The organism is Bifidobacterium scaligerum (assembly GCF_002802865.1).
Lineage (GTDB): Bacteria > Actinomycetota > Actinomycetes > Actinomycetales > Bifidobacteriaceae > Bifidobacterium > Bifidobacterium scaligerum.
The window spans coordinates 394,618-416,593 of the sequence record NZ_PGLQ01000001.1 but is presented as its reverse complement, the minus strand read 5'-3'; the positions used below and the strand labels follow the sequence as shown (position 1 = coordinate 416,593).

Genomic DNA, 21,976 nt, shown 5'->3' with positions numbered 1-21,976 from the left:
GTCAGCGCACTCCTTCCGTGACGTGCTCGTAAACCTTCTCCCAGGCTCCGGGCGAGTTGAAATCGATGTTGTTGGCCTTGGCTTCTTCCATGGCGCGGGTCATAGCAAGGTACTGCTTCGGAACAACGTGGGTGAAACGCTTGACGGTTTCGTTCCAGTCTTCAAGCAGTGCCGCTGCGAACTGGGAACCAGTCTCCTCGGCATGCTGCTTGATCAGGTCGTACACCAGCTTGGAGGTTTCGGCGTTCAGCGACTTGAACAGCAGGCTGCCGGACTTGATGGCACCCGGGTTGACCTTCTTCATGTCGAGGTCAAGTACGTAGGTGTTGCCGCCGGAGAAGCCTGCACCGAAGTTGCGTCCAGTCGGGCCAAGCACCACAACGGTGCCGCCGGTCATGTATTCGCAACCGTGGTCGCCCACGCCTTCCACCACGAACGTGGCACCGGAGTTACGTACGGCGAAGCGTTCGCCTGCGCGACCAGCCACGAACATCTGGCCGGAGGTGGCACCGAAACCGGTGACGTTGCCGGCGATGACGTTCTCGTGCTTGTCGAAGGTGACGCCTTCCTCGGCACGGACGATCATGCGACCGCCGGACAGACCCTTGCCGGCGTAATCGTTGACTTCGCCGTAGATGCGCAGGGTTTCGCCGCGCGGGATGAAGGCACCGATGGACTGGCCGCCGGAGCCGTGCAGGGTCATGTCGATGGTGTCGTCCGGCAGACCTTCCTCGCCGTAACGGCGGGTGATCTCGTAGCCGACCATCGTGCCGACCGTACGGTTGACGTTGCGGATCGGCATTTCGATGCGCACAGGCTCCTTGCGTTCAAGCGCCGGCTCGGCGAGCTTGATGAGCTCGTTGTCCAGAGCCTTTTCGAGCTCATGGTTCTGCTCGATGGTCTGGTGCAGGATGGTGCCCGGGACCGGGCCGGCCTGCTTCAACACGTTGCTCAAATCGATGCCGTCGGACTTCCAACGCTTGATGGCTTCGTTCTGGTCGAGGCACTCGACGTGGCCGATGGCCTCTTCGAGGGTCTTGAAGCCGAGCTCGGCCAGAATCTCGCGCACTTCCTCTGCGATGAACATGAAGAAGTTGACCACGTGCTCGGGCTTGCCGCGGAAGCGGGCGCGCAGCTCAGGATCCTGGGTGGCGATGCCCTGAGGGCAGGTGTTCTTCTGGCAGGCGCGCATCATAACGCAGCCTTCGACGATCAGAGCAGCAGTGGCGAAGCCGAATTCCTCGGCACCGAGCAGTGCTGCGATGACCACGTCACGGCCGGTCTTGAGCTCGCCGTCGCACTGGACGACGATTCGGGAGCGCAGGCCGTTCAGAATCAGCGTCTGCTGGGTTTCGGACAGGCCGATCTCCCACGGGGTGCCGGCGTGCTTGATGGCGTTGAGCGGGGCTGCGCCCGTACCGCCGTCGTAGCCGGAGATCAGCACCACGTCGGCATGGCACTTGGCCACACCGGCGGCAATCGTGCCCACACCGAACTCGGAGACGAGCTTGACGTGGATGCGGGCCTTCGGATTGGCCATCTTCGCATCGTTGATCAGCTGCTTCAAATCCTCGATGGAGTAGATGTCGTGGTGCGGAGGCGGGGAGATGAGCTCCACGCCCGGGGTGGCGTGACGCACGTGAGCGATCCACGGCGGGACCTTGGCGCCCGGCAGGTGTCCACCTTCGCCAGGCTTGGCGCCCTGTGCGAGCTTGATCTGCAGATCGGTGGCGTGCACCAGATAATCGGAAGTGACGCCGAAGCGAGCGGATGCGATCTGCTTGATGCGGCTGTAACGCTGCGGATCGTTGATGCGATCCTCGGATTCGCCACCTTCACCGGAGTTGGAGCGTGCGCCAATGGAGTTCATTGCAAGGGCGAGCGTCTCGTGAGCTTCCTGGGAGATGGAGCCATAGCTCATGGCACCGGTGGAGAAGCGCTTGACGATTTCGCTGGCCGGCTCAACTTCGGAGATGTCGATGGGCTTGCGGGTGTTCTTGAACTTCATCAGACCGCGCAAGGTCATGAGTCGGTTCGAAGTGTCGTTGATGTGATGCGAGTACTTCTTGAACATCTGGTAATCGCCACGCTGGGTGGATTGCTGAAGCAGGAAGATGGCTTCCGGATCGTTCAAGTGGTCTTCACCAGTACGACGCCACTTGTAGTCGCCGCCGGTCCTGAGGTTGCGGTGAGGAGCTGCGGTCCACTGGTTCGGATAGGCCACACGGTGGCGGATAGCCACTTCTTCGGCGATCTCATCCAGACCGACGCCTCCCACACGGGAGGTGGTGCCGGTGAAGTACTCGTCCACAACCTCTTGGTTCAGGCCCACGGCTTCGAACAGCTGTGCGCCACGATAGCTCATGATGGTGGAAACGCCCATCTTGGACATGATCTTGAGTACGCCGGTGGAGAGAGCCTTGGTGAGGTTCTTCACAGCGGTGCGCTCGTCCACCTTGAGGTAGCCGGTGCGGGCCAGGTTCTCCACGGATTCGAAGGCCAAGTACGGGTTCACGCAGGCGGCGCCATAAGCGATGAGCAGTGCCACATGATGAATCTCGCGCACATCGCCGGCCTCGACGGCCATGGAAATCTGGGTACGGGTGTGACGGCGCAGCAGGTGATGCTGCACGGCTGCGGTCAGCAGCAGGGACGGAATCGGACCCCACGTGTGGTTGGAGTCACGATCGGAAAGCACAATGAAGTTCTTGCCGTTTTCGATGGCTTCGTCGATTTCAGCGAAGATCTCGTCAAGGCGCTCCTTCAACGCCTTGCCACCACCAGCTACCTGATAGAGGCCCTTGACCACGTACGGACGGTAATAATCGCCCAGAATGCGGGCACGGTCGAGACGCTTGAGCTGAGCCATCTCGTCGGAATTGACCACAGGCAGCGGAATCAGAATCTTCTTGGCATGCAGCTCGGAATCAGCCAACAGGTTCGGCTCAGGGCCGATAGCGGATTCGAGTGAGGTAACGATTTCCTCACGCTCCCAATCCAGCGGAGGGTTGGTGACCTGTGCGAACTTCTGAGTGAAGTAATCGAACAGCATGCGGCTTCGACTGGAAAGAGCCGGCAGCGGAGTGTCGTTACCCATGGATCCGAGCGGCTCTTTGCCGGTATTGGCCATCGGAGCCAGAAGTATCTTCAAATCCTCTTCAGTATAACCAAATGCGCGCTGGCGGCGTTGCACGGACTGGCCGGAGTGACTCACGTGTTCACGCTTGGGCAGGTCGGAGAGCTCCACGGAATTACCCTCGACCCACTTACGGTAGGGGTGCTGGGCGGCGAGGTTCTTCTTGATCTCCTCGTCCGGGATGATGCGGCCTTCGGCAGTGTCCACGAGGAACATCTTGCCAGGCTCCAGACGGCCCTTAGACACGATGTGGTCCTGCTCGGTCTCGGGAAGTACACCAGCTTCGGAGGCGAGCACGATGTAGCCGTCATCGGTGAGCTGCCAGCGACCGGGACGGAAACCGTTGCGGTCAAGCAGTGCACCGACCTGAGTGCCGTCGGTGAACACGATGTCCGCCGGACCATCCCACGGCTCGATCAACGTGTTGTTGTACTCGTAGAAGGCGCGCACGTCCGGGTCGAGATCGTTGTTCTTCTCCCAAGCCGGCGGCAGCATCATGCAGATGGCATGCGGCAGGGAGCGTCCGGCGAGGTGCAGCAGTTCGAGGCACTCGTCGAAAGTGCCGGAATCTGAGTAGCCAGGGGTGGTGATCGGCAGCAACGGCTTGAATTCGCCGAGCAGTTCAGAGCTCAGGCGGCCTTCACGGGCGGACAGCCAGTTGCGGTTGCCCTGAATAGTGTTGATCTCGCCGTTATGAGCCAACAGACGGAATGGCTGAGCCAGCGGCCAGCTCGGGAATGTGTTGGTGGAGAAACGGGAGTGGACGATAGCTACCGTGGCCTTCATGCGCTCATCAACCAGATCCGGGAAGAAATGAGTGAGCTGCATGGTGGTGAGCATGCCCTTGTACGTGATGGTACGGGCGGAGAGGGAAGCGAAGTAGACGCCGACCTCATGCTCTACACGCTTACGGATGCGGAAGGTCTTGCGGTCAAGCTCCACACCGCCCAAGGAACCGTCTTCGGAGGCGATGACCAGCGTCTTGAAGCCCGGCATGGCGGCAAGTGCCTGCAGACCGAGGCCATCCGGGTTGGTGGGAACCACACGCCACGCGAGGACTTCGAGACCTTCCTCGCGCACGATCTTGGCGATGGCCTGCTCCTGCTGACCAGAAGTTTCGATATCGCGGTCGAGGAATGCGATGCCGGCGGCGTAGTGGCCAGCTTCCGGCAGTTCCGCGGGCACAGTGGCACGCATGAACTCGTCCGGCATGCTCATCAGAATGCCGGCACCATCACCAGTGTTCTCCTCGGCACCCACGGCACCACGATGATCGAGGTTGACCAACACCTCGATGGCGTCTTTAACGATCTTGTGCTCAGGGCGCTTGTTCAGAGTGGTGACCATACCCACACCACAGGCGTCATGCTCGTTGGAGGGGTCGTACATGCCGTCCGGAGCATGGACCGTGAGATCAAGCGGGGCTTTGAATGTCACCGAAATCACCTCAATTGGTTATGGGCGCGCTCACAACGTGCCTCTTCCTCTAAGTTGCTGTTGACAGCGTAGCGTCGCGGTATGTCATTTACGTTTCGCTGTCCATATACCGAGTTGCGGAAAAAGTCAAGAGTCAATTTTACGCATTTTTTTCGATCAACAAGGCACCGGCCATGTCGTAGCCGTTTCCCCATCCATATTCGCCCATAGTTCGATCGCAATGTCTCAGGATTTACACATGCGGAAAGACCGGAGTTTGTATGTTCGCGCAAATAACGAGGCCTACGCGCACATACAAACGAATCAGGTGGCAACAATAATCGTATGTTCGCGCACTACCCGTCAACCGCGCGCACATACAAAGGAACACGACCAGATATCAATACACAATAGATACGGCCTGGATACTGCCCGCACCGGGGCCGCAGCACGCTGCGGTCACACGAACGGCGCGGCATCAGAGGCACGGAGCAACGGCTTGCCTTGAACGACTTCGACTTGAGGCTGTGGCGGCTCATGCCCGGCACGTTTGGCGCGTACCTGCTCGTAGAGCATACGGAACGCCCGCTCCCCCATCTCATGAAAGTTCTGGGTGTAGCTCGTCAGCGGCGGCTCCCACAATACGTCGAAGTTCATACCATCGAAGCCCACCACGCTTACTTCCTGCGGCACACGGCGTCCGGCTTCCCGCAGCCCCTTCATCACCGCGATGGCGATTTCGTCGCTGGCGGCGAACACGGCAGTCACATCCTTACGCCTTCCCAGAACCTTACCGGCTGACACTGCCTTTCTCAGATCACCGGACGGTACCACAATCGGTTCAGGTACTTCGATACCGCGCTCTTCAAGTGCATCACGCCAACCATTTGTCCGGGAATTGTCTCCCTCTTGCCGATCCCAAGCCACATGGAACACAGTTTCGTGTCCTAGGTCCAGCAGATGCATGGTCATCCAACGACCGCCATCACGCTCGGCATTGATAATCTGATAGTCACCATCGCCGAAGCCTCCACCGACAACCACGGTGGGTATGTCATGGGGCAGGCATTTGAGCGCCTCCACGCCAGCCCAGCCATATTCGTAGACGATCACGCCAGCAGGACGAACCGACAAACCCATACGTACACGAGCCTCGACGGAACTCATATCCGATTCATCCAACGAGACGATGTTGGTCAAGAAACGACGCTTGCGTGCAGCCGCCTCCACGCCATGGTTGGTAGCGGATGTGGAAAACATGTCCGGCTTCGAGGCAAACACGATTACAGCATCCATCTCACGATTCGACAAAGCCCTCGCCACTACGCTCGGCTCGTAACCGAGTTCCTTGATAGCTTCCGCGATACGACGCCGTTTCTCTTCGGTAACGTTGACCGTACCGTTAAGATATCGGGAAACCGTAGGAGCGGAAACCCCAGCAAGGCGTGCGACATCTTTAATCACCGGACGATCCCGCTTCGCACCCCGTGTCATTGTTTCCCCATTCCCTGGCCAGCAGCCATTTTTACTGCACTAATTATTTCCATGGCTAACGATCCCGGGTCGGACACTATATAAAGCTTTGCTCCCGCGACATCCATATGCCGTTCTCAGAATAGGAACAGGACGGGAACAGGACACGAAGTATCCGGCATGCCCCGGCTCACATCGCTTCGTCAATGAATCTAATATTCATTAGATAGTATTTTTTCTCAAACCGGTTCGATATAGATAACTCCTCATTTCCCGCAATATAACTAAGAAACGCCGAAACTCGTCCCCCACTTGACCTAGACCGCAGGCCACGCTATTCTGAAACCGGTTTCAGAAATGAGGCCAACGAAAACAACAAATAAACCGAAGCCTTACTTCGGACATACGAAAGGAAAAATCATGTCTTTCAAGGATTCCATGCTGCGCGGTCTGGCAATGTACGGCGTTAACTCCATGGCTCAGTCTGGCCCGTCCAACAACCAGATGATCGCCGACATTCTCAACGACGTCACTAAGACCGCTCGCTGAACTATTTCACCAAGGCTGATTGACATCAAAGCCTGACTGGATGGCTTGCGCCACCACTAACCAAAAGGGCGAAAGCCCCACATATAAACACCATTAGAGTAAGGAAGCACCCATGTCTTTCAAGGATTCCATGATTCGCGGTCTCGCTACCCTCGGCGCCAACACGATGATTCAGCACGGTATGTCCAACGGCAAGATGCTGAACGACATTCTCAAGGACAACGAGTCCGCTCGCTGAGTATTCAGCCCACCGCTGTCTAACAGCAGAAACGTATGATTGTAACGTTTCTTTTGGCCTTGTAATCAATGCACAGAGGTCACACAACTGAAGATTCGATAATTCAACAATCGGCTCGTAGCCGATGCAATGAATAATCGGACAACGGCGTCCGCTTCATTCTTCTTTCCTACATACCATCTCTATCCACACCGTCATGTTCGTCATCGTGCCTGTCATCGTGCGCGCCAACCTAGGTATTAGTTATGTATCGTCATCATGGCAACAGTCACGACATTCAATATATGTGGCGCAACAACTGGAGTGGTCCCAAAGATCGGAATAGTTCGTTGTTACGCCACATCTACCAGTAATAATTCGTCGCGATTATTCCACCGATTTGAGGGCGGCAAGCATGTCCACGTCACGCAGCTGCCGATAGACAACCACGCCAAGCGCACCTAGCACTGCAGCAACAAGCACAGCGGGTGCCACACATGCAGACCAGCCAAGCGCCGGGTCGAACATGACTTCGTCCGGCGGCACTTCGTTGATAATGTACCGATGAAGCCCGGCACCAAACCCATAGCCGGCAAGCACGCCTATCACAGACAACACGATGGTTTCGCGGTAGATGTACATCGTGGTCTCGTTCGAGTGGAAGCCGAGCACCTTAATGGTTGAGAGCTCGCGGATTCGTTCGGAGACGTTCAGGTTGGTGAGGTTGTAGAGGATCACGATGGCAAGCAATGCCGCCACCAGAATCAGCACCTCCATGATCTGATTGAGCGAGTTCACGATGGTGGCCACCTGGTTCTTCATCGTGGTGTTCTGCACCACTGACCTAACACCGTCCACTTTCATGAACTTCGCGCCTTGACGCTCAGCGTTCTCTATGCTGTTGTCTGTGAGCTTCACCATATATGCATTCGACTGGTAATCCTTATGGAACACATGCTCGTATTCGCCCGAGCTCATCACCATGAAATGGCCGATATACATTTCGGAGATGCCGTCGACGCGCACACGACGATCAACACCATTGCTGTCAGTTACGGTGATGGTATCCCCCACCTTGGCGTTCAGCATGTCCGCCATGCGTTCAGAGATGATTGCTCCGCGGTCGGTGAGCACCTGTGGATTGCGGCCGACGCGCGAACGCAGCGTCAGGTAATCGCCGAAGTTGTAGGTATCATCAGTGACCAACAAGGTGATGCTCTGCTTGTCATGCTCCTTGCCGGCGGTTTTGGTGAGTTCCTCGTAACGAATTGGCGTGGAGGAATCGACAGCCGACCGTTTCATGGAATCGGCCACCGTCTTGTTCTGTTCCTCGTTGTTATCGCTGCGTTCGGCCACGATGAGGTCGTAGTGGATGATTTCGTCGAACTGCCGCTCGCCGATCTGCCCGATGGAGGCTTGCACACCAAGTCCTGCCGTGAGCAGTGCTACGGCTCCGGCCACGCCGACAATGGTCATGAGTCCTCGGGTCTTGTAGCGGAACAGATTGCGTGCGGTGACTTTGCGCGTGAAGTTCAGCCGATTCCATAGCGGCTTGATGCGCTCCAGGAAGATCTTCGAACCTTTGGCCGGCGGCTTCGGCAGCAGCAGTGCCGCTGGCTTCTCCCGAAGTTCACGATATGCGGCGAGTACGGCCGGTACCACGGCACTCACCCAAGCGAGCAGGAACGCCATCGCGGTCACAACCGGATGGAATACCAGCGCGATGCGCGGCACGGTGAACCCGTCACTGTACGCATGGTAGACGATCATCGGCAGCAAGGTGTGGCCGAGCAGCACGCCCAGAATCGTGCCGATGGTGGAGGCGGTGAACCCGTAGAATACGAACTTCTTCAGAATGTCCTGATTGCCGTAGCCCAAGGCCTTCAATGTACCGGAGTTGGTGCGCTCCTCATCCACCATGCGGCCCATCGTGGTGAAAGTCACGAGAGCAGCCACAAAGTACAGGAACACCGGGAAAATCATCGCCAGTTTTTCCACGATATTCGCTATGATCTCGTAGACTCGGTAACCTTCCGAAGTCAATCCCTCTCGGCGCCCGTCTATTGAATATACGGGAACTTCGAGTGTATCCACCTTTTCGCGGGCCAGTGCGATATCGTGCTCGGCCTGCTTGATTTTCTTTTCGGCGGCCGGCTTGGCATCGTTGAATTCCTGCAGTTTCTGGTTGTATTCCTCCTCTGCTTGTTCGATACTCCGACTGCCTTCGATCAGCTGGCTGGCTCCTGCTGATACGCTGGCCGGAGCACTGGATACTGCTGCGCCTAATTCGGCCTGTTTGTTGGCCAGTTGATTGCCGGCATCCGCAATGGCGGCCGCATTCTGCTGATATTCCTCACTGCCCTGTTTGAGAGCCGAGGCACTGGAGTTCCACTGCTGTAATGCGGTGTTGTATTCACCGAGCTTGCTGTTGTATTGCTTTGCCGCATCGTTGTATGCCTGCAATGCCTTGTCGTACTGTGCCTTCACGCTGTCGTATGCGTTGCCGGTAAGCCCCGTATCAGCCCAGGATTGCAGCGTCGCACCGGTTTTGTCCAGTACTGTTTTGGAAGCATCCAACGCCGTGCGGGCCATATCCAATTGCGCTTTGGCGTCTGACAGCTGCTGCCAAGCCACGTCAAGTTGGCCTTGTCCCTGGCTCAGCTGCTGGCCGCCTGACGCCAACTTGGTTTGCGCCGCAGTCAGCTGCGAGCCTGCGGAAGCGATTTGCGCGCTTGCACCGGAAAGTTCTGCCAGTGCAGATGACGCTTGATCAACTGCTTGTACGCTACCATCGGCGAGTTGATCTTTGCCTGATTCAATCTGGGCTTTGGCATCGTCCAGCTGTGTCTGCGCATCGCTCAACTGCTGCTTGGCTGCATCGACTTGGGATTGCGCCTTGTCAATCTGCTCACGGCGTTCGTTTTTGATGGATTCCTCACGGGCCTTGGGCTGATCGGCAAGGCGATTGGTCAAGGTGTCCTTATGCGCCTGTACGAGATCGCGGTATTCGCCGGTCCAGTAATCGACGTTCTGCGTGTCCTTGAAGGTCACGCGGCCGATCATCTTCACCTTGGAATCGAAAGCGGCATCCGTCACCACTGCGTAACCGTCGAGTTCGCCGGTGCCTGCCGTGGATTGGCCGAGGTTTACATTCGATAGCCCCTCGGTGGAATTCACGAATCCCACCACCGTGTATCGGCTGCGCTTCAGGACCTTGTCCCCCGCGATATCCGGCTGCTCGCTCAAGGTGATGGTGCTGCCGATGGCGTACTTGTTCCGCTCGGTGCGGTCCAAGGCGATTTCGTTCGCTTTGCTTGGCAATCGACCTTCCTCCACGTCAAACGTGGAGATGGTTTTCGGATTGGAGTAGACGCGCAGGCTATGGTTGCTGTTCTTGATGGTCACATCTTTGAAGTAGCCGAATTCCGCGGATTTGACGCCCGAGGTATTTCGAATGATGCGCGTATCCTCATCGGTCAGACCGTAGTCGCTGACAACAGTGATATCCGCCAGATGATTGTCGCGGTAGTAATCGGTGCCGGTGATGCGCATGTTCGGTCCGGTGACGAACAGTCCTACGAGTGCGAACGAGCCGAGCAACATCAGGCTCACGATAGACAGGAACCGGCCCTTGGATTTGTTGAGGGTCGCGAAGATGTCCTTCCACAGCATGTGTTTGCGTAGCATTCCAGTGCGTGATGTCATGCTTCGTTTATGGCTGCGACGAGCCGATGACTGTCGAGCATCGGTTTCGTCGGCCACCAGGAAATCGTTGAAATCAGTCATATTTACCACTCCAGATCCTTGATATCCATCGGATGTTCATTGATTTCGATGGATTTGACGCGCGCATCGTGCATATGAATGACGCGGTCCGCTATCGGTGCGATGGCTGAGTTGTGGGTCACGATGACCACGGTGGCGCCTTTCTTACGGCTTTGGTCTTGCAGGATCTGCAGCACTTGTTTGCCGGTGTTGTAGTCGAGTGCGCCGGTCGGCTCGTCACACAGAAGGATTTTGGGATTCTTGGCCACAGCTCGGGCGATGGCCACGCGCTGCTGTTCGCCACCGGAAAGCTGAGCGGGGAAATTATCGATGCGGTCTTTGAGCCCGACGTCAATCAGTGTCTGCACTGGGTCCTGTGCATCTTTGACGATTTCGGAGGCGAGTTCCACATTCTCTTTGGCGGTCAGGTTGGCCACGAGATTGTAGAACTGGAAGACGAAGCCGATGTCGTACCGGCGATAGTCGGTGAGTTGATGGGCGTTGTAGTTGGAGATGTCATTGCCGTCAATGATCACCTGACCTTCGGAGTTGGTGTCCATGCCGCCCAGAATGTTGAGCACGGTGGATTTGCCGGCACCGGATGCACCGAGGATGATAGCCAACTCGCCTTGTTCAATGCCGAAACTGACATCGTTATTGGCGGTGATGGTGGTGCTGCCGGTTTGATACCGCTTGAAGCTATGAACCATTTCGATGTATGCCATGAAAATATCCTTGATTAAACAACGTGTTGATTTATTTCCTGCATCGTAATTTCGCGAAGAACAGTCGGTCAATAACCACAATTGGACGAACTGTCTAAATTGAACACTTCAGGCAATATTGCCGATTCCGCACGCTAATCGGACAACGTGTTGATAGAATCAATGATTGCACAACACAGTTAGACAGAATACGAATCAAGAACGGAGGCAGATATGGCAGGTAAGCGCAATACCAAAACCGAGGCGAAAATCAAGGCGGCGTTTACTTCGCTGATGCAATCCAAAGGATTCGATGCCATGACCGTGAGCGACATCGCCCGCGCTGCCGGTATCAATCGCGGCACATTCTATATGCATTACATCGATAAGTTCGACCTTCGCCAGCAGCTCATCGACGACACCATTGACGATCTGACTGAGATTCTTGTGGAGAATTCGGATGATAACGGGCAGACCATCACCACCGACGGCAAGGCGATTTGCGATGCGTTCAAGGAAGAAGCCATAGCCAAAGCGCTGCATTACGTTAAGAATGACTACGCCTTCTTCAACGCCATCTCCCGTTCAGGCACCGACATGCAACTGTATGATCGCCTGAAGAACGTGTTGAAGCAGCTGATTGTGGCGCAGGCCAAGCGTTTCGGCGAGGAGCCAAAGCATGATTACAACGGTATTCCCGCCGATTATGCGATGGAAATCCTCGTCTCCGCCGTCTCCTCGATCATCTGGCTGTGGATTCGCCGCGGCTGCAATGAAACCCCTGAGCAGATCTGCCACATCATTGAAACCAACAAAACCACCGCGCCGATTGACGTGTTGTGGTGAAGCGGTAACCTATCTATTATCCATTGCAAGTCATATGGGGGGAAGAGGCGTCTCTTGCGAATGAGACATGCCTCTTCCATATCCGCCACTCCTCCGAATGCTTGCAAACCTCATCCCAGTCAACGCTCAATTCGGGTCAACATCGACCCATACGTCGCATTGCATTACGCAGCAATTCACTCGTCACCGCGCGGGACTGCCAACGGCTGTTGGCAGGGACCAAACGGGGCAGCTTCGGCATCACCACGTTTGTGATGAATGCGATATTTGTGCTTATCGAGGTCATCTTGCTGCGCCGTGACTTCCACGCCGTACAATACCTGCAATTAGCGGTTACGTTCTGGTTCGCCGCAACGCTCGACGTAAGCATGCTGCTGCTGAACTGGTTCTCCCCCGATTCTTGGTGGCTTCGTGGCATCGGATTGTTGTTGGGCACCACACTGCTGGCATTCGGCATCTGCATGGAAGTGGCCCCAAAACTCATCATGGTGCCCGGTGAAGGCATTGTGCGCGCGTTTTCGATGGTGACCAAAGTGCGTTTCGGCACGGTCAAAGTCTGCTTCGACATCTCGCTGATCGTCATCGCCAGCGTACTCTCGTTCATCTTCTTCGGTCGGCTTAACGAGCTCGGCATCGGCACGATTATCGCCGCGGCCATCACCGGGCTGATTGTGAACTTCTTCAACCGCCATGTTCGTTTCGTCTCCCCCGTCGAACCAAACAACCAGAAGGGCGTACAGACTTCAGCAGCTGCGAACACCGCTGATTAAACGGGGGCAATCGTGATTACGATGGGAAACATGACCACTACTGAAGTTCAAACAGATACCGAACTGCCAGCACGACTGAACGAGGGAACACAGGCACCGGACTTCACGCTGCCCGCAGTCAATCCCGATGGCAGCGAAGCAACAATCACACTTTCCTCGCTTACCACACAAGGTAAGAGCGTAATTCTCTACTTCTATCCAGCGGCTATGACACCCGGTTGCACCACGGAAGCCTGCGATTTCCGCGACAATATGGCGCGGCTTGGCGCACTGGGATATACGGTGCTCGGCGTTTCCAAGGATCCGATTGCGAAGTTGCAGAAGTTCCGCGAGCGCGATCATCTCTCGTTCCCGCTGCTTTCCGACCCAGATCTGACCGTTCATAAGCTCTATGCCGCCTATGGCGAGAAAAAACTCTACGGCAAGACGCACGTAGGAGTATTGCGTTCCACATTCACGATTGACACCAATGGAACCATTGAACTTGCCCGCTACAATGTGCGCGCCAAGGGACATGTGGAGTCGTTGCTGAAGAAACTGGGCTGAGACAAGCCGATCATTTACTTTCCGTTTGGTGCGATAGCAAACGTGCTGAAATTCAACACGAAACCGTTTCACGATGTGAAGCAACTGACGAACCCTGCGCGAACATACAAACGAATTGTCCATTGAAATCCTTTGTATGTTCGCGGGGTACTTATTCATCACGCGAACATACAAACAATTTCAATCGAAAACGGCATTTCCGTAGTCGTTAGCGGCGTCCATGAACGACGTTTCATTGCCAACGACACCATCTATCGCCACATTCTCAATCCGCATACTGGTCACCCGGCACATACCGGTCCGACAGATATGATCGTCTGATGGTCCCACCTGATTCAAGACTGGTGACATGCACGGCGAGCGCGGAGGGCATGAGTTTGGCAAATACACGGTATAGTCTGTAGAACAGCATAGGCGTGTAGGTTGCGGCACCACGTTCAGCTTTGGCCAGCGCCTTTGCGGTTTCTCGTCGCAAACTTAAATACGGTAGCCGGGCCAGTTTGCCTGTGGAAGAACCCCGCACGTTCATTTCGGTGTTCATGTTGCCGGGACTGAACAACATCACGTTCACACCGCGTGCACGCTCCTCCTCCCGTACCGCCCGAGAGAAAAATCGCACATACGCCTTACTCGCGGCATACACGGCCTGCCATGGGATCGGAGCGAATGCCGACACTGATCCAGTGATGATCCCGAAGCTTCCACGTTGCATGTACGGCAGGCAGAGGCGGTTAATCATTGTCATGGCGGTTACGTTGAGGTCGATCATTGAGCGAATATCCGCAGACGTCATATTGCGGAACAATCCCTCACGCTCATAACCGGCGTTATTGATGAGTATGCGGATATTTGGCCGTCCATTCTCCAGTAGCTCAGCCAATTCCTTATGGGCCGCCATCTCAGTTAGGTCCAGTGGAATGACTCGTATGCGCATACGCGGATTGCCATACCGGTCGGCAAGCGCGCGCAATCGTTGTTCGCGTCGCGCAATGATCCAAATCTCATCCAGATTCCGGTAACGCGCCGCAATCGCTTTAAAGAATGCAGCTCCAAGACCGGACGACGCACCGGTTACAATGGCGATATTCATCTGAAATCTCCTTGTAGGTTCGTGACTACCGATTTACCAAAATGCTCATGGCAGACATCACTGATGCCCTTTGCGGCGGCGCGGGGTGAGTGCTGCGGGACCATGCTGTTTGATGGCGAACAGTAGCGCACGCATGCCGCCGCTACGTGGATTCGGGCGTTTGCCGCGCGCAATGCGGTTCATCTGCAGTTCGAACCAGCTGATGACGAGGATGCCGCCGAACGCCTTGTCGAGCGACTTGATGCCGGTCGAGACCCGTGGCAGGTCCACGTTTCCGCGCCAACCGTCGCGAATGATGCGGTTCGGCAGGTCGGGCACGAGCGCGATCGGACGGGCGATGCCGATCATCTGCGTAATGCCCTCGTTGAGTGCATGTTCCATATCGTCGGCATTGCGGAATCCACCAGTCAGCGCGACCGGTACAGTCAGTTCGCCTTTGATGCGGCGTGCGAAGTCGGTGAAGTAGACACCACGTCTGCGATCCTCGGCCGCACCGTCATTGGTCTGGATAACCGGCTTGGAGTACGTGCCACCGGAAATATCGATGAGGTCGACGCCGCGGGTTTCGAGTTGCTTCATCACCCAGATGGATTCCTCTTCGCTGAACCCTCCCGGCGCGCCGTTCTGTTCATTGATCTTGATGGCAATCGGCACATCGGATGAGTTGAGCTTTACTGCAATCGGGAATTTCGGGCCGACCGCCTTACGCACCGCATCAAACACGTCGAACAGGAAGCGCGCACGATTTTCGAGGCTGCCGCCATATTCGTCGGTACGGCGATTGTCAAGCGGCGAGAGGAACTGGTTGATGAGGTAGCCGTGTGCCGCATGGATTTCCACGCCGGTGAATCCAGCCTTCTTGGCGATACGGGCAGTATTGGCGAACCGATGGATGATGTTATGAATCTGTTCGCGCGTCAACTCAGTCGGCTCAGCAAAGAAACGACCGTATGCACCGTCGACTTTGCCGCCGCTGGGCGCGAATGGATGTTGATTGATGGTAATCGGCGACTGGCGGCCGGGATGGTTGATTTGCATCCAGCAGTGCGCGCCGTTTTCAGTGCCGGCCGCGGCCCAACGGCGCAGCATGGCTAGGTCGCGTTCGTCCTCCACCGCGACATTGCCGGGCTCTCCCAGCTGAGTATGGTCGACCATCACATTGCCGGTGACGAGCACACCAGCACCACCTTCCGCCCACGTGCGATACAGGCGTATATGAGCTTCGGTCGGCGCACAGTCGCGGCCGGCGAGCGCCTCATTCATCGCGGACTTGTAGAACCGGTTCTTGATTGTCACTCCGCAGGGCAGAGTCAACGGCTCGGCGACCAGCGGAGGCATTGTCGTCGTCATCTCGCTCATCATGTTATTCCTCTTTCCAAACGTCCATATTTTTACAGTTGTCAAAATAGCATAAATTTAGACAGATGCAAAATTGTGGACGTTAGACTATGCTGACAGACATGAAGAAAGACCTCAACGCCAAACTCACGCGCGGCACACAGCGTACGCTTGATGCGTTCTTTGATGCGATGACGACACTACTTGCCGAAAAGTCGTTCGCCGATATCAGCGTCAACGAACTATGCGAACGAGCCGGCTATCCGCGCGCTACGTTCTACAACTACTTCGAGGATCGAGACGACCTGCTCACCTATTGCTGGATCGCCTTGTCCAGGCAGACGAACTCCGCCGACCTCACTGCCGTCGATTCCTCTCGTCGCGTGGACGTGGCGTTGGATTCAATGGCCGACCTGCTGGAATCGAATAACGCTCTACTGCACGCGGTGCTGGCGCACAATCCTCCCGAAGGCCCTTTGTTCGCCAGTCTGCACCGATTCATCGAACACAACGCCAGGCGACTCATGCTCACCTGCGTCGATCGCAATCGATTCGATTTGCCGGCCGACCTCATTGCCGACCATTACGCGAACACGGTGCTGCTCGTGCTTGACTGGGCCTACCTGCGCGGCCAGACACTCACCCGCGCGCAGCTGCACGACTACACGCATGCCCTGCTGCGCGGTGTGGAGTAGCTCTACTGTTCACTGCGCAGGAATACAAGCGGGATGACAATCAGTGGAACCGCACAGGCACCCATGGCCAGGAACGTCAGGTTCAGGCCGCGCATGTTCGCCGCGGCCAAATCTAGGCCACCAGCGTGCGCAGAAGCCGCCAGCGCGGTCATCATCCCAACGAACACAGCCTGGCCGATCGCTCCGGCGATCGTACGCAATGCGGTGAGCAGCGCGTTCGCGTCGGCGAGACGACCCTCGCCCGCCGAACTGGTGCCCCAGGTTACGAGCGGCATCATCAGGCAACCGATCGCCAACGAACGCGCCACGTTAATCGTGGCCGCCACCCAGATTGATGCCGAGAGAGACAACAGCCTCATGCACAGGTTGCTGGCGGTCAGGCAGATGCCACCAATCAAAAACAGCCGTTTCACACCGAACCGGTCGTAGAGCCTGCCGGCCATCGGACTGATGATCGCCATCGCAAGCGAGCCGGGCAAACTCACCAAGCCGGCCATCGACGCCGAGCCGCCTTTGATGGTCTGCACATACAGTGGCAGCATCACAGACGAACCCATCATCGCGAAGTACAGCATCATGCTACCGATCACACTCAACGCGAAGCCGCGGTTGCGCAGAATGCGCACATCAAGGAACGGGCGCTCACGGTGCAGCTGCAGCACCACGAACCAGATAGATGCGGCTAGCCCCAAGACCAGTGGCAGCAGCACCGTCGTACTGACGAACGGCATGGAGCCAATATTGCCGACGCCGAGCGTCACGCCACCGAACGCGACAATGCTCACCGCAAACGACAATACGTCAAAGGAACGCTTGGAGATCTTGAGCACATTGCCGAATACGAAGCATGCGACGATCAACGACACCACCATCACCGCGATCACCAGATAGAAAATCGAACGCCAGCCGAACGCGTCAACCATCAGGCCGGACAATGTGGGCGCAATCACCGGCGTGACGCCGACTGCGAGTCCATACCAACCCATAACCGTGCCACGATTGTCTGGATAGAGGGTCAGAAGCACGACCTGCGCCATCGACATCAGCAGTCCATTACCACACGCCTGCACCACACGACCAATCATGATGACTGCGAACGGCACCGGGACTACGCAAATCAATGAGCCCACGATGAACAACACCGCGCCGGCGAGATACAACGGCTTGGTAGGGAATCGAGTGATGAGGAACGCGGTCAGCGGCATGACTATGCCCATGGCGAGCGAATATCCACTGGTGAGCCACTGGCCGACTTGCATAGTGATACCCAGATCGGCCACGATGGGCGGCAGAGCCGTGGTGAGTGCTGTCGCCATGATGGTGGCGGCGATGCACGAAAGCAGAATGTTGACGAAAATGAGCGCACGGCGACGGTTGCTTAATGAAGATTGTTCAAGGTAAGACATGGTATTGCTTTGTTGTTATTAACGATTCTGATCAAGCTCTTGGTAATGACGTTTGATTGCCGACAGGATTTCCTCGAATTGCATGCGCTGGTTTTCGTCAAGGGCGGCAAGCAGCTCGACGGATGCATCATTGCCGGACGAACGCCGGCGCAGTGCTTCGGCCTTGCCCCCCTCGGTGAGCGCAACCATATAGGTGCGGCCATCCTCGGGATGTGGTGTCCTCGCAATCCAGCCGCGCGCCTCCATCTTGCCAAGTAGTTCACTCAATGAAGCCGAGCGAATATCTAGGATAGCCGCAAGCCTGCGTTGGCTGACCGGACCGAGACCGCTCAACGTGAGCAGGCAACGCGACTGCCCACTGCCTCGCGCGAGTGCGTCGTTGTTGCGCACTTCCCGCTGATGACTGACGCGCGCCACATCATGAAACAGCTCCACCAGTTCCCGGTCGCTCAAAGGCATGGTTCGCAACATCTCCCAATAAGTCAACAAACTGCTAGGTACCTTGCAAATAATACAAGGTACCTAGCAAAATGCAAATCAGCAGTCAGCAGTCAGCAGTCAGCAGTCAGCAGTCAGCACATGGTATGGTTCGCGATTTCACACGCCAGCTAGGTCGAAGAATGTCTCGATGACTGCGTCGTTGAGGAGACGGCCCCTGCGGGTCGGAATGACGCGGCTATGCCCTTCAACATCAGCCGTGATAGTGATAAGACCTTCCTCAACCATTGGCTGCAGTTGGTCGATGTCAATAGGATTCAAACTTGTTTCAGCATCAGCTGCGGCGGTCAGCCCGCCCATTGCGGCGATGGCATGGTTGATGCGGTCCAAGTCGAGGCCTTCGCGAATACGTAGACCGAGCATCATAAGTTCTTCAAGGTTCTCGGTTGGGGTGATTTCCTCACTACCCGCCCATGGCATACGGGATTCATTGATTGCGGTCCCCCACAGGCGCGGGTGTGCGATATCCCATGCACGCAGGGCCTCGATTGACGGTCGGGCATTATAATGGCTGTGTGCGCCTGGGCCGAGACCTACCCAGTCGACATTGCGCCAGTAGCCGAGGTTGTGCTGACTTTCGTACCCTGGACGGGCCCAGTTAGATACTTCGTACCATTCGAGGCCGGCAGCCGCGAACAAGTCGTCAGCAATTTCGTATTTGGCAGCTTCATCGTCGTCGTTCGGTTTAGGCAGGGTGCCGGCCGCGATCTGACGGCCCATTTTGGTGGTCGGTTCCACGGTCAGTGCATATGCTGAAATGTGATTGACGCCGAGGTCGATGGCCGTCTTGGCCGAGGTACGCCAATCGTCAAGACTCTCCCCCGGCGCCCCGTAAATCAGATCCACGCTGGAACGAAGCCCCACCTTGTTCGCGGCCTCAACGCCAGCCTTCACATTGGCCGGTGTGTGCGTGCGATCAAGCGTCTTCAGCACATGTGGCACCGCGGACTGCATGCCGAAAGAAATGCGGGTGAAGCCACCTTCAGCAAGACGGTTGATGTAGTACTCGTTGACCGTGTCCGGATTGGCTTCGGTGGTAATCTCCGCGCCCGGTACGATACCCCAAATGCGGCGAATCGCATCCAGCATAGCCACGAGATCATCGGCGGACAGAATCGTGGGCGTGCCACCGCCAAAGAACACCGTGGAGGCCGGCGGCTCTTCGATGCCGTGGTCAAGCTGCCATTGTCTGGTCAGTTCCATCTCGCGAATGACCATATCGGCGTAGTTGCCCCGCGAGGCACCGGCACCGAGATCCGTGGCCGTATACGTGTTGAAATCACAATAGCCGCAACGCCGAAGACAGAATGGGACATGGATGTAGATTTCGTAGGTCATCCTGCGGGAATTCTCCTCAAACACTATCCTCGACAACTCCGGCCCTGCAATTACGGACCTCGCTATGCTCGGACTCAATGCTGCCTTCACTCGACTATCGTCTCGCTCAGGCTGAGCCTACAGACACCCCACTGGGCTGTCTGCTTAACGGCTCAGCCTTCCGTCTTCTGGGCGGCGCGAATCTTGTCCTTGGTGTCGCGATCGTTGGATTCCTCACCGGTCGAGAGCGCTGCGATAAAGGCCTCTTGCGGAACCTCCACATGACCCAGCATCTTCATACGCTTCTTACCGGCCTTCTGCTTTTCGAGCAGCTTGCGCTTACGGGTAATGTCACCGCCATAGCACTTGGCCAACACGTCCTTGCGCAATGCACGGATGTTCTCACGGGCGATGATGCGCGAACCGATGGCAGCCTGAATCGGAATCTCGAACTGCTGGCGGGGAATGAGCTCACGCAATTTCTTGGTCATCATCACACCGTAGCTGTATGCCTTATCACGGTGCACGATGGCGCTGAACGCATCGACCTTCTCGCCTTGGATGAGGATGTCCACCTTGACGAGATCGGCGGACTGCTCGCCATCCTCATGGTAGTCGAGAGAGGCGTAGCCCTTGGTGCGGGACTTCAGCTGGTCGAAGAAGTCGAACACGATTTCCGCGAGCGGAATGCGGTAGTGCATCTCCACGCGGTCGGTGGAGATGTATTCCATCGTGCCCATCTGACCACGGTGGTCCTGACACAGATCCATGACCGCGCCGATGAATTCCTTGGGGGTGATGATGTCGGCGGCCACCATCGGTTCCACGATCTTCTTGATCTTGCCATCCGGGAACTCGCTCGGGTTGGTCACATGATGCTCCGACCCGTCTTCGGAGGTCACGTCGTAGGTAACGTTGGGAGCGGTCTGGATAAGATCCAGACCGAACTCACGCGACAGTCGCTCATTAACGATCTCCATATGCAGCAGACCGAGGAAGCCACAGCGGAAGCCGAAGCCCAACGCCACGGAGGTTTCCGGCGTGTAGATCAGGGCGGCATCGTTGAGCTTGAGCTTGTCGAGCGCGTCACGCAGCTCCGGGAACTGAGCGTTATCGATCGGGAACAGACCGGCATACACCATCGGCTTGGGATCACGGTAGCCGGGCAATGGTTCGGCTGCCGGACGAGCGGCAGAGGTCAAGGTGTCACCCACCTTGGACTGGCTCACATCCTTCGCGCCAGTGATGATGTAACCGACCTCGCCGGCACCGAGTGCCTTGGTGCGGGTCATATCCGGGCTGATCACGCCAATCTCGATGGGATCGTGTGTCATGCCGATCCCCATCATGTGCACCTTTTCGCGGTCATGCAGTTCACCGTCTTCCATACGGATGTACGTGACGATGCCACGGTAGGAGTCATACACGGAATCGAAGATCAGGGCGCGGGCCGGAGCTTCAGGATCACCGTGAGGAGCGGGAACCTCAAGCACGATGCGGTCGAGCAGTTCGGACACGCCTTCGCCGGTTTTGCCGGACACACGCAGCACGTCGCTCGGCTCGCAACCGATCAGACCGGCGATCTCCTCAGCATGCTTGTCCGGCTCGGCGGAAGGCAGATCGATTTTGTTGAGCACCGGGATGATGGTCAGGTCATGGTCGATGGCCATGTACAGGTTAGAGAGAGTCTGCGCCTCGATGCCCTGCGTGGCATCCACCAACAGCACTGCGCCCTCACAAGCCGCCAACGCGCGAGAGACCTCATAAGTGAAGTCCACATGGCCGGGGGTATCGATCATACCCAGCGTATATTCGGTGCCGTCGAACGTCCATGGCACACGTACAGCCTGGGACTTGATGGTGATGCCGCGCTCCTGCTCGATATCCATACGGTCAAGGAAGCGATCGCGCATTTCGCGCTCAGGCACGATACCGCTCAACTGCAGGATACGATCAGCCACGGTGGACTTGCCGTGATCGATATGCGCTATGATGCAGAAGTTGCGAATCACCGACTGATCGGTAGAACCGGGCTGATTGTGCTGGACGACCAACGACATTCCTCCTCTAGGCAAAAACGCTCCGGCGGCTCCGGACAAAAGCTCAAACTTACCTCAGTGTAGCCGAGGGACTGTATTCGGCGTGGCATCGCGCGGGTTTTTCCGGGGTGCATGCTATCCTCTTACTTTTGTATGTCCTTGTAAAACACA

General features: G+C 56.6%; 17 protein-coding genes. 7 read left to right on the top strand and 10 right to left on the bottom strand.

What is annotated here, in order from left to right:
- Position 1: 1 nt before the first annotated feature.
- Together gltB and CUU80_RS01685 are read right to left on the bottom strand one after the other, a co-directional pair.
- Positions 2 to 4,573: a glutamate synthase large subunit gene (gltB, locus tag CUU80_RS01695; protein WP_100495649.1), complete on the bottom strand. Its 4,572-nt coding sequence runs from the start codon at positions 4,571 to 4,573 to the stop codon at positions 2 to 4.
- Positions 4,574 to 5,011: 438 nt separating this feature from the next.
- Entirely contained in the window at positions 5,012 to 6,046 is a 1,035-nt protein-coding gene (locus tag CUU80_RS01685) for a LacI family DNA-binding transcriptional regulator (RefSeq protein ID WP_100495648.1), read from the bottom strand.
- A 399-nt stretch (positions 6,047 to 6,445) separates the two neighbouring features.
- Between CUU80_RS01685 and CUU80_RS11080 the strand changes: the two genes are divergently transcribed.
- Positions 6,446 to 6,574, top strand: coding sequence for a hypothetical protein (locus tag CUU80_RS11080; RefSeq protein ID WP_277348144.1), 129 nt, complete (start codon positions 6,446 to 6,448; stop codon positions 6,572 to 6,574).
- 112 nt (positions 6,575 to 6,686) lie between these two features.
- Positions 6,687 to 6,812: a hypothetical protein gene (locus CUU80_RS11075; RefSeq protein ID WP_277348143.1), complete on the top strand. Its 126-nt coding sequence runs from the start codon at positions 6,687 to 6,689 to the stop codon at positions 6,810 to 6,812.
- Positions 6,813 to 7,178: 366 nt separating this feature from the next.
- On the opposite strand, the gene CUU80_RS01680 is transcribed toward CUU80_RS11075, so the two are convergent.
- Together CUU80_RS01680 and CUU80_RS01675 are read right to left on the bottom strand one after the other, a co-directional pair.
- Entirely contained in the window at positions 7,179 to 10,577 is a 3,399-nt protein-coding gene (locus tag CUU80_RS01680; protein WP_243388592.1) for an ABC transporter permease, read from the bottom strand.
- Between the two features lie 2 nt (positions 10,578 to 10,579).
- Positions 10,580 to 11,281 (bottom strand): ABC transporter ATP-binding protein, encoded by a 702-nt coding sequence (locus CUU80_RS01675; RefSeq protein WP_100495647.1) that lies wholly within the window; start codon positions 11,279 to 11,281, stop codon positions 10,580 to 10,582.
- Positions 11,282 to 11,494: 213 nt separating this feature from the next.
- Between CUU80_RS01675 and CUU80_RS01670 the strand changes: the two genes are divergently transcribed.
- The 4 genes from CUU80_RS01670 (at position 11,495) to CUU80_RS11180 (ending at position 13,743) form a co-directional block, all read left to right on the top strand.
- The gene (locus CUU80_RS01670; protein WP_100495646.1) at positions 11,495 to 12,106 is read left to right on the top strand and encodes a TetR/AcrR family transcriptional regulator; all 612 of its coding nucleotides are present in this window, start codon (positions 11,495 to 11,497) and stop codon (positions 12,104 to 12,106) included.
- Between the two features lie 209 nt (positions 12,107 to 12,315).
- On the top strand, positions 12,316 to 12,876 hold the full coding sequence (locus tag CUU80_RS01665; RefSeq protein WP_133119380.1) for a YczE/YyaS/YitT family protein: 561 nt from the start codon (positions 12,316 to 12,318) through the stop codon (positions 12,874 to 12,876).
- 21 nt (positions 12,877 to 12,897) lie between these two features.
- Positions 12,898 to 13,422 carry a peroxiredoxin gene (locus CUU80_RS01660; RefSeq protein ID WP_100495644.1) on the top strand — a complete coding sequence of 175 codons (525 nt, stop codon included), beginning with the start codon at positions 12,898 to 12,900 and terminating at the stop codon, positions 13,420 to 13,422.
- A gap of 132 nt (positions 13,423 to 13,554) precedes the next feature.
- Entirely contained in the window at positions 13,555 to 13,743 is a 189-nt protein-coding gene (locus tag CUU80_RS11180; protein WP_100495643.1) for an FAD:protein FMN transferase, read from the top strand.
- Here CUU80_RS11180 and CUU80_RS01650 read toward each other — a convergent pair.
- Positions 13,688 to 14,512, bottom strand: coding sequence for an SDR family NAD(P)-dependent oxidoreductase (locus CUU80_RS01650; RefSeq protein ID WP_100495642.1), 825 nt, complete (start codon positions 14,510 to 14,512; stop codon positions 13,688 to 13,690). The two genes, CUU80_RS11180 and CUU80_RS01650, sit on opposite strands and share 56 nt — an antisense overlap.
- Positions 14,513 to 14,569: 57 nt before the next feature.
- Positions 14,570 to 15,874, bottom strand: a complete 1,305-nt coding sequence (locus tag CUU80_RS01645) for an NADH:flavin oxidoreductase/NADH oxidase family protein (protein WP_243388591.1) — start codon at positions 15,872 to 15,874, stop codon at positions 14,570 to 14,572.
- A gap of 86 nt (positions 15,875 to 15,960) precedes the next feature.
- On the opposite strand from CUU80_RS01645, the gene CUU80_RS01640 reads away from it, so the two are divergent.
- Positions 15,961 to 16,545 carry a TetR/AcrR family transcriptional regulator gene (locus CUU80_RS01640; protein ID WP_100495638.1) on the top strand — a complete coding sequence of 195 codons (585 nt, stop codon included), beginning with the start codon at positions 15,961 to 15,963 and terminating at the stop codon, positions 16,543 to 16,545.
- Positions 16,546 to 16,547: 2 nt separating this feature from the next.
- Here CUU80_RS01640 and CUU80_RS01635 read toward each other — a convergent pair whose 3' ends face one another.
- The 4 genes from CUU80_RS01635 to lepA form a co-directional block, all read right to left on the bottom strand.
- On the bottom strand, positions 16,548 to 17,951 hold the full coding sequence (locus CUU80_RS01635; protein WP_100495636.1) for a DHA2 family efflux MFS transporter permease subunit: 1,404 nt from the start codon (positions 17,949 to 17,951) through the stop codon (positions 16,548 to 16,550).
- 18 nt (positions 17,952 to 17,969) lie between these two features.
- The gene (locus CUU80_RS01630) at positions 17,970 to 18,410 is read right to left on the bottom strand and encodes a MarR family winged helix-turn-helix transcriptional regulator (protein WP_243388590.1); all 441 of its coding nucleotides are present in this window, start codon (positions 18,408 to 18,410) and stop codon (positions 17,970 to 17,972) included.
- A gap of 138 nt (positions 18,411 to 18,548) precedes the next feature.
- Positions 18,549 to 19,787 carry a radical SAM family heme chaperone HemW gene (hemW, locus tag CUU80_RS01625; protein ID WP_100495634.1) on the bottom strand — a complete coding sequence of 413 codons (1,239 nt, stop codon included), beginning with the start codon at positions 19,785 to 19,787 and terminating at the stop codon, positions 18,549 to 18,551.
- A 152-nt stretch (positions 19,788 to 19,939) separates the two neighbouring features.
- Entirely contained in the window at positions 19,940 to 21,820 is a 1,881-nt protein-coding gene (lepA, locus tag CUU80_RS01620) for a translation elongation factor 4 (RefSeq protein ID WP_100495939.1), read from the bottom strand.
- Positions 21,821 to 21,976: the final 156 nt, after the last annotated feature.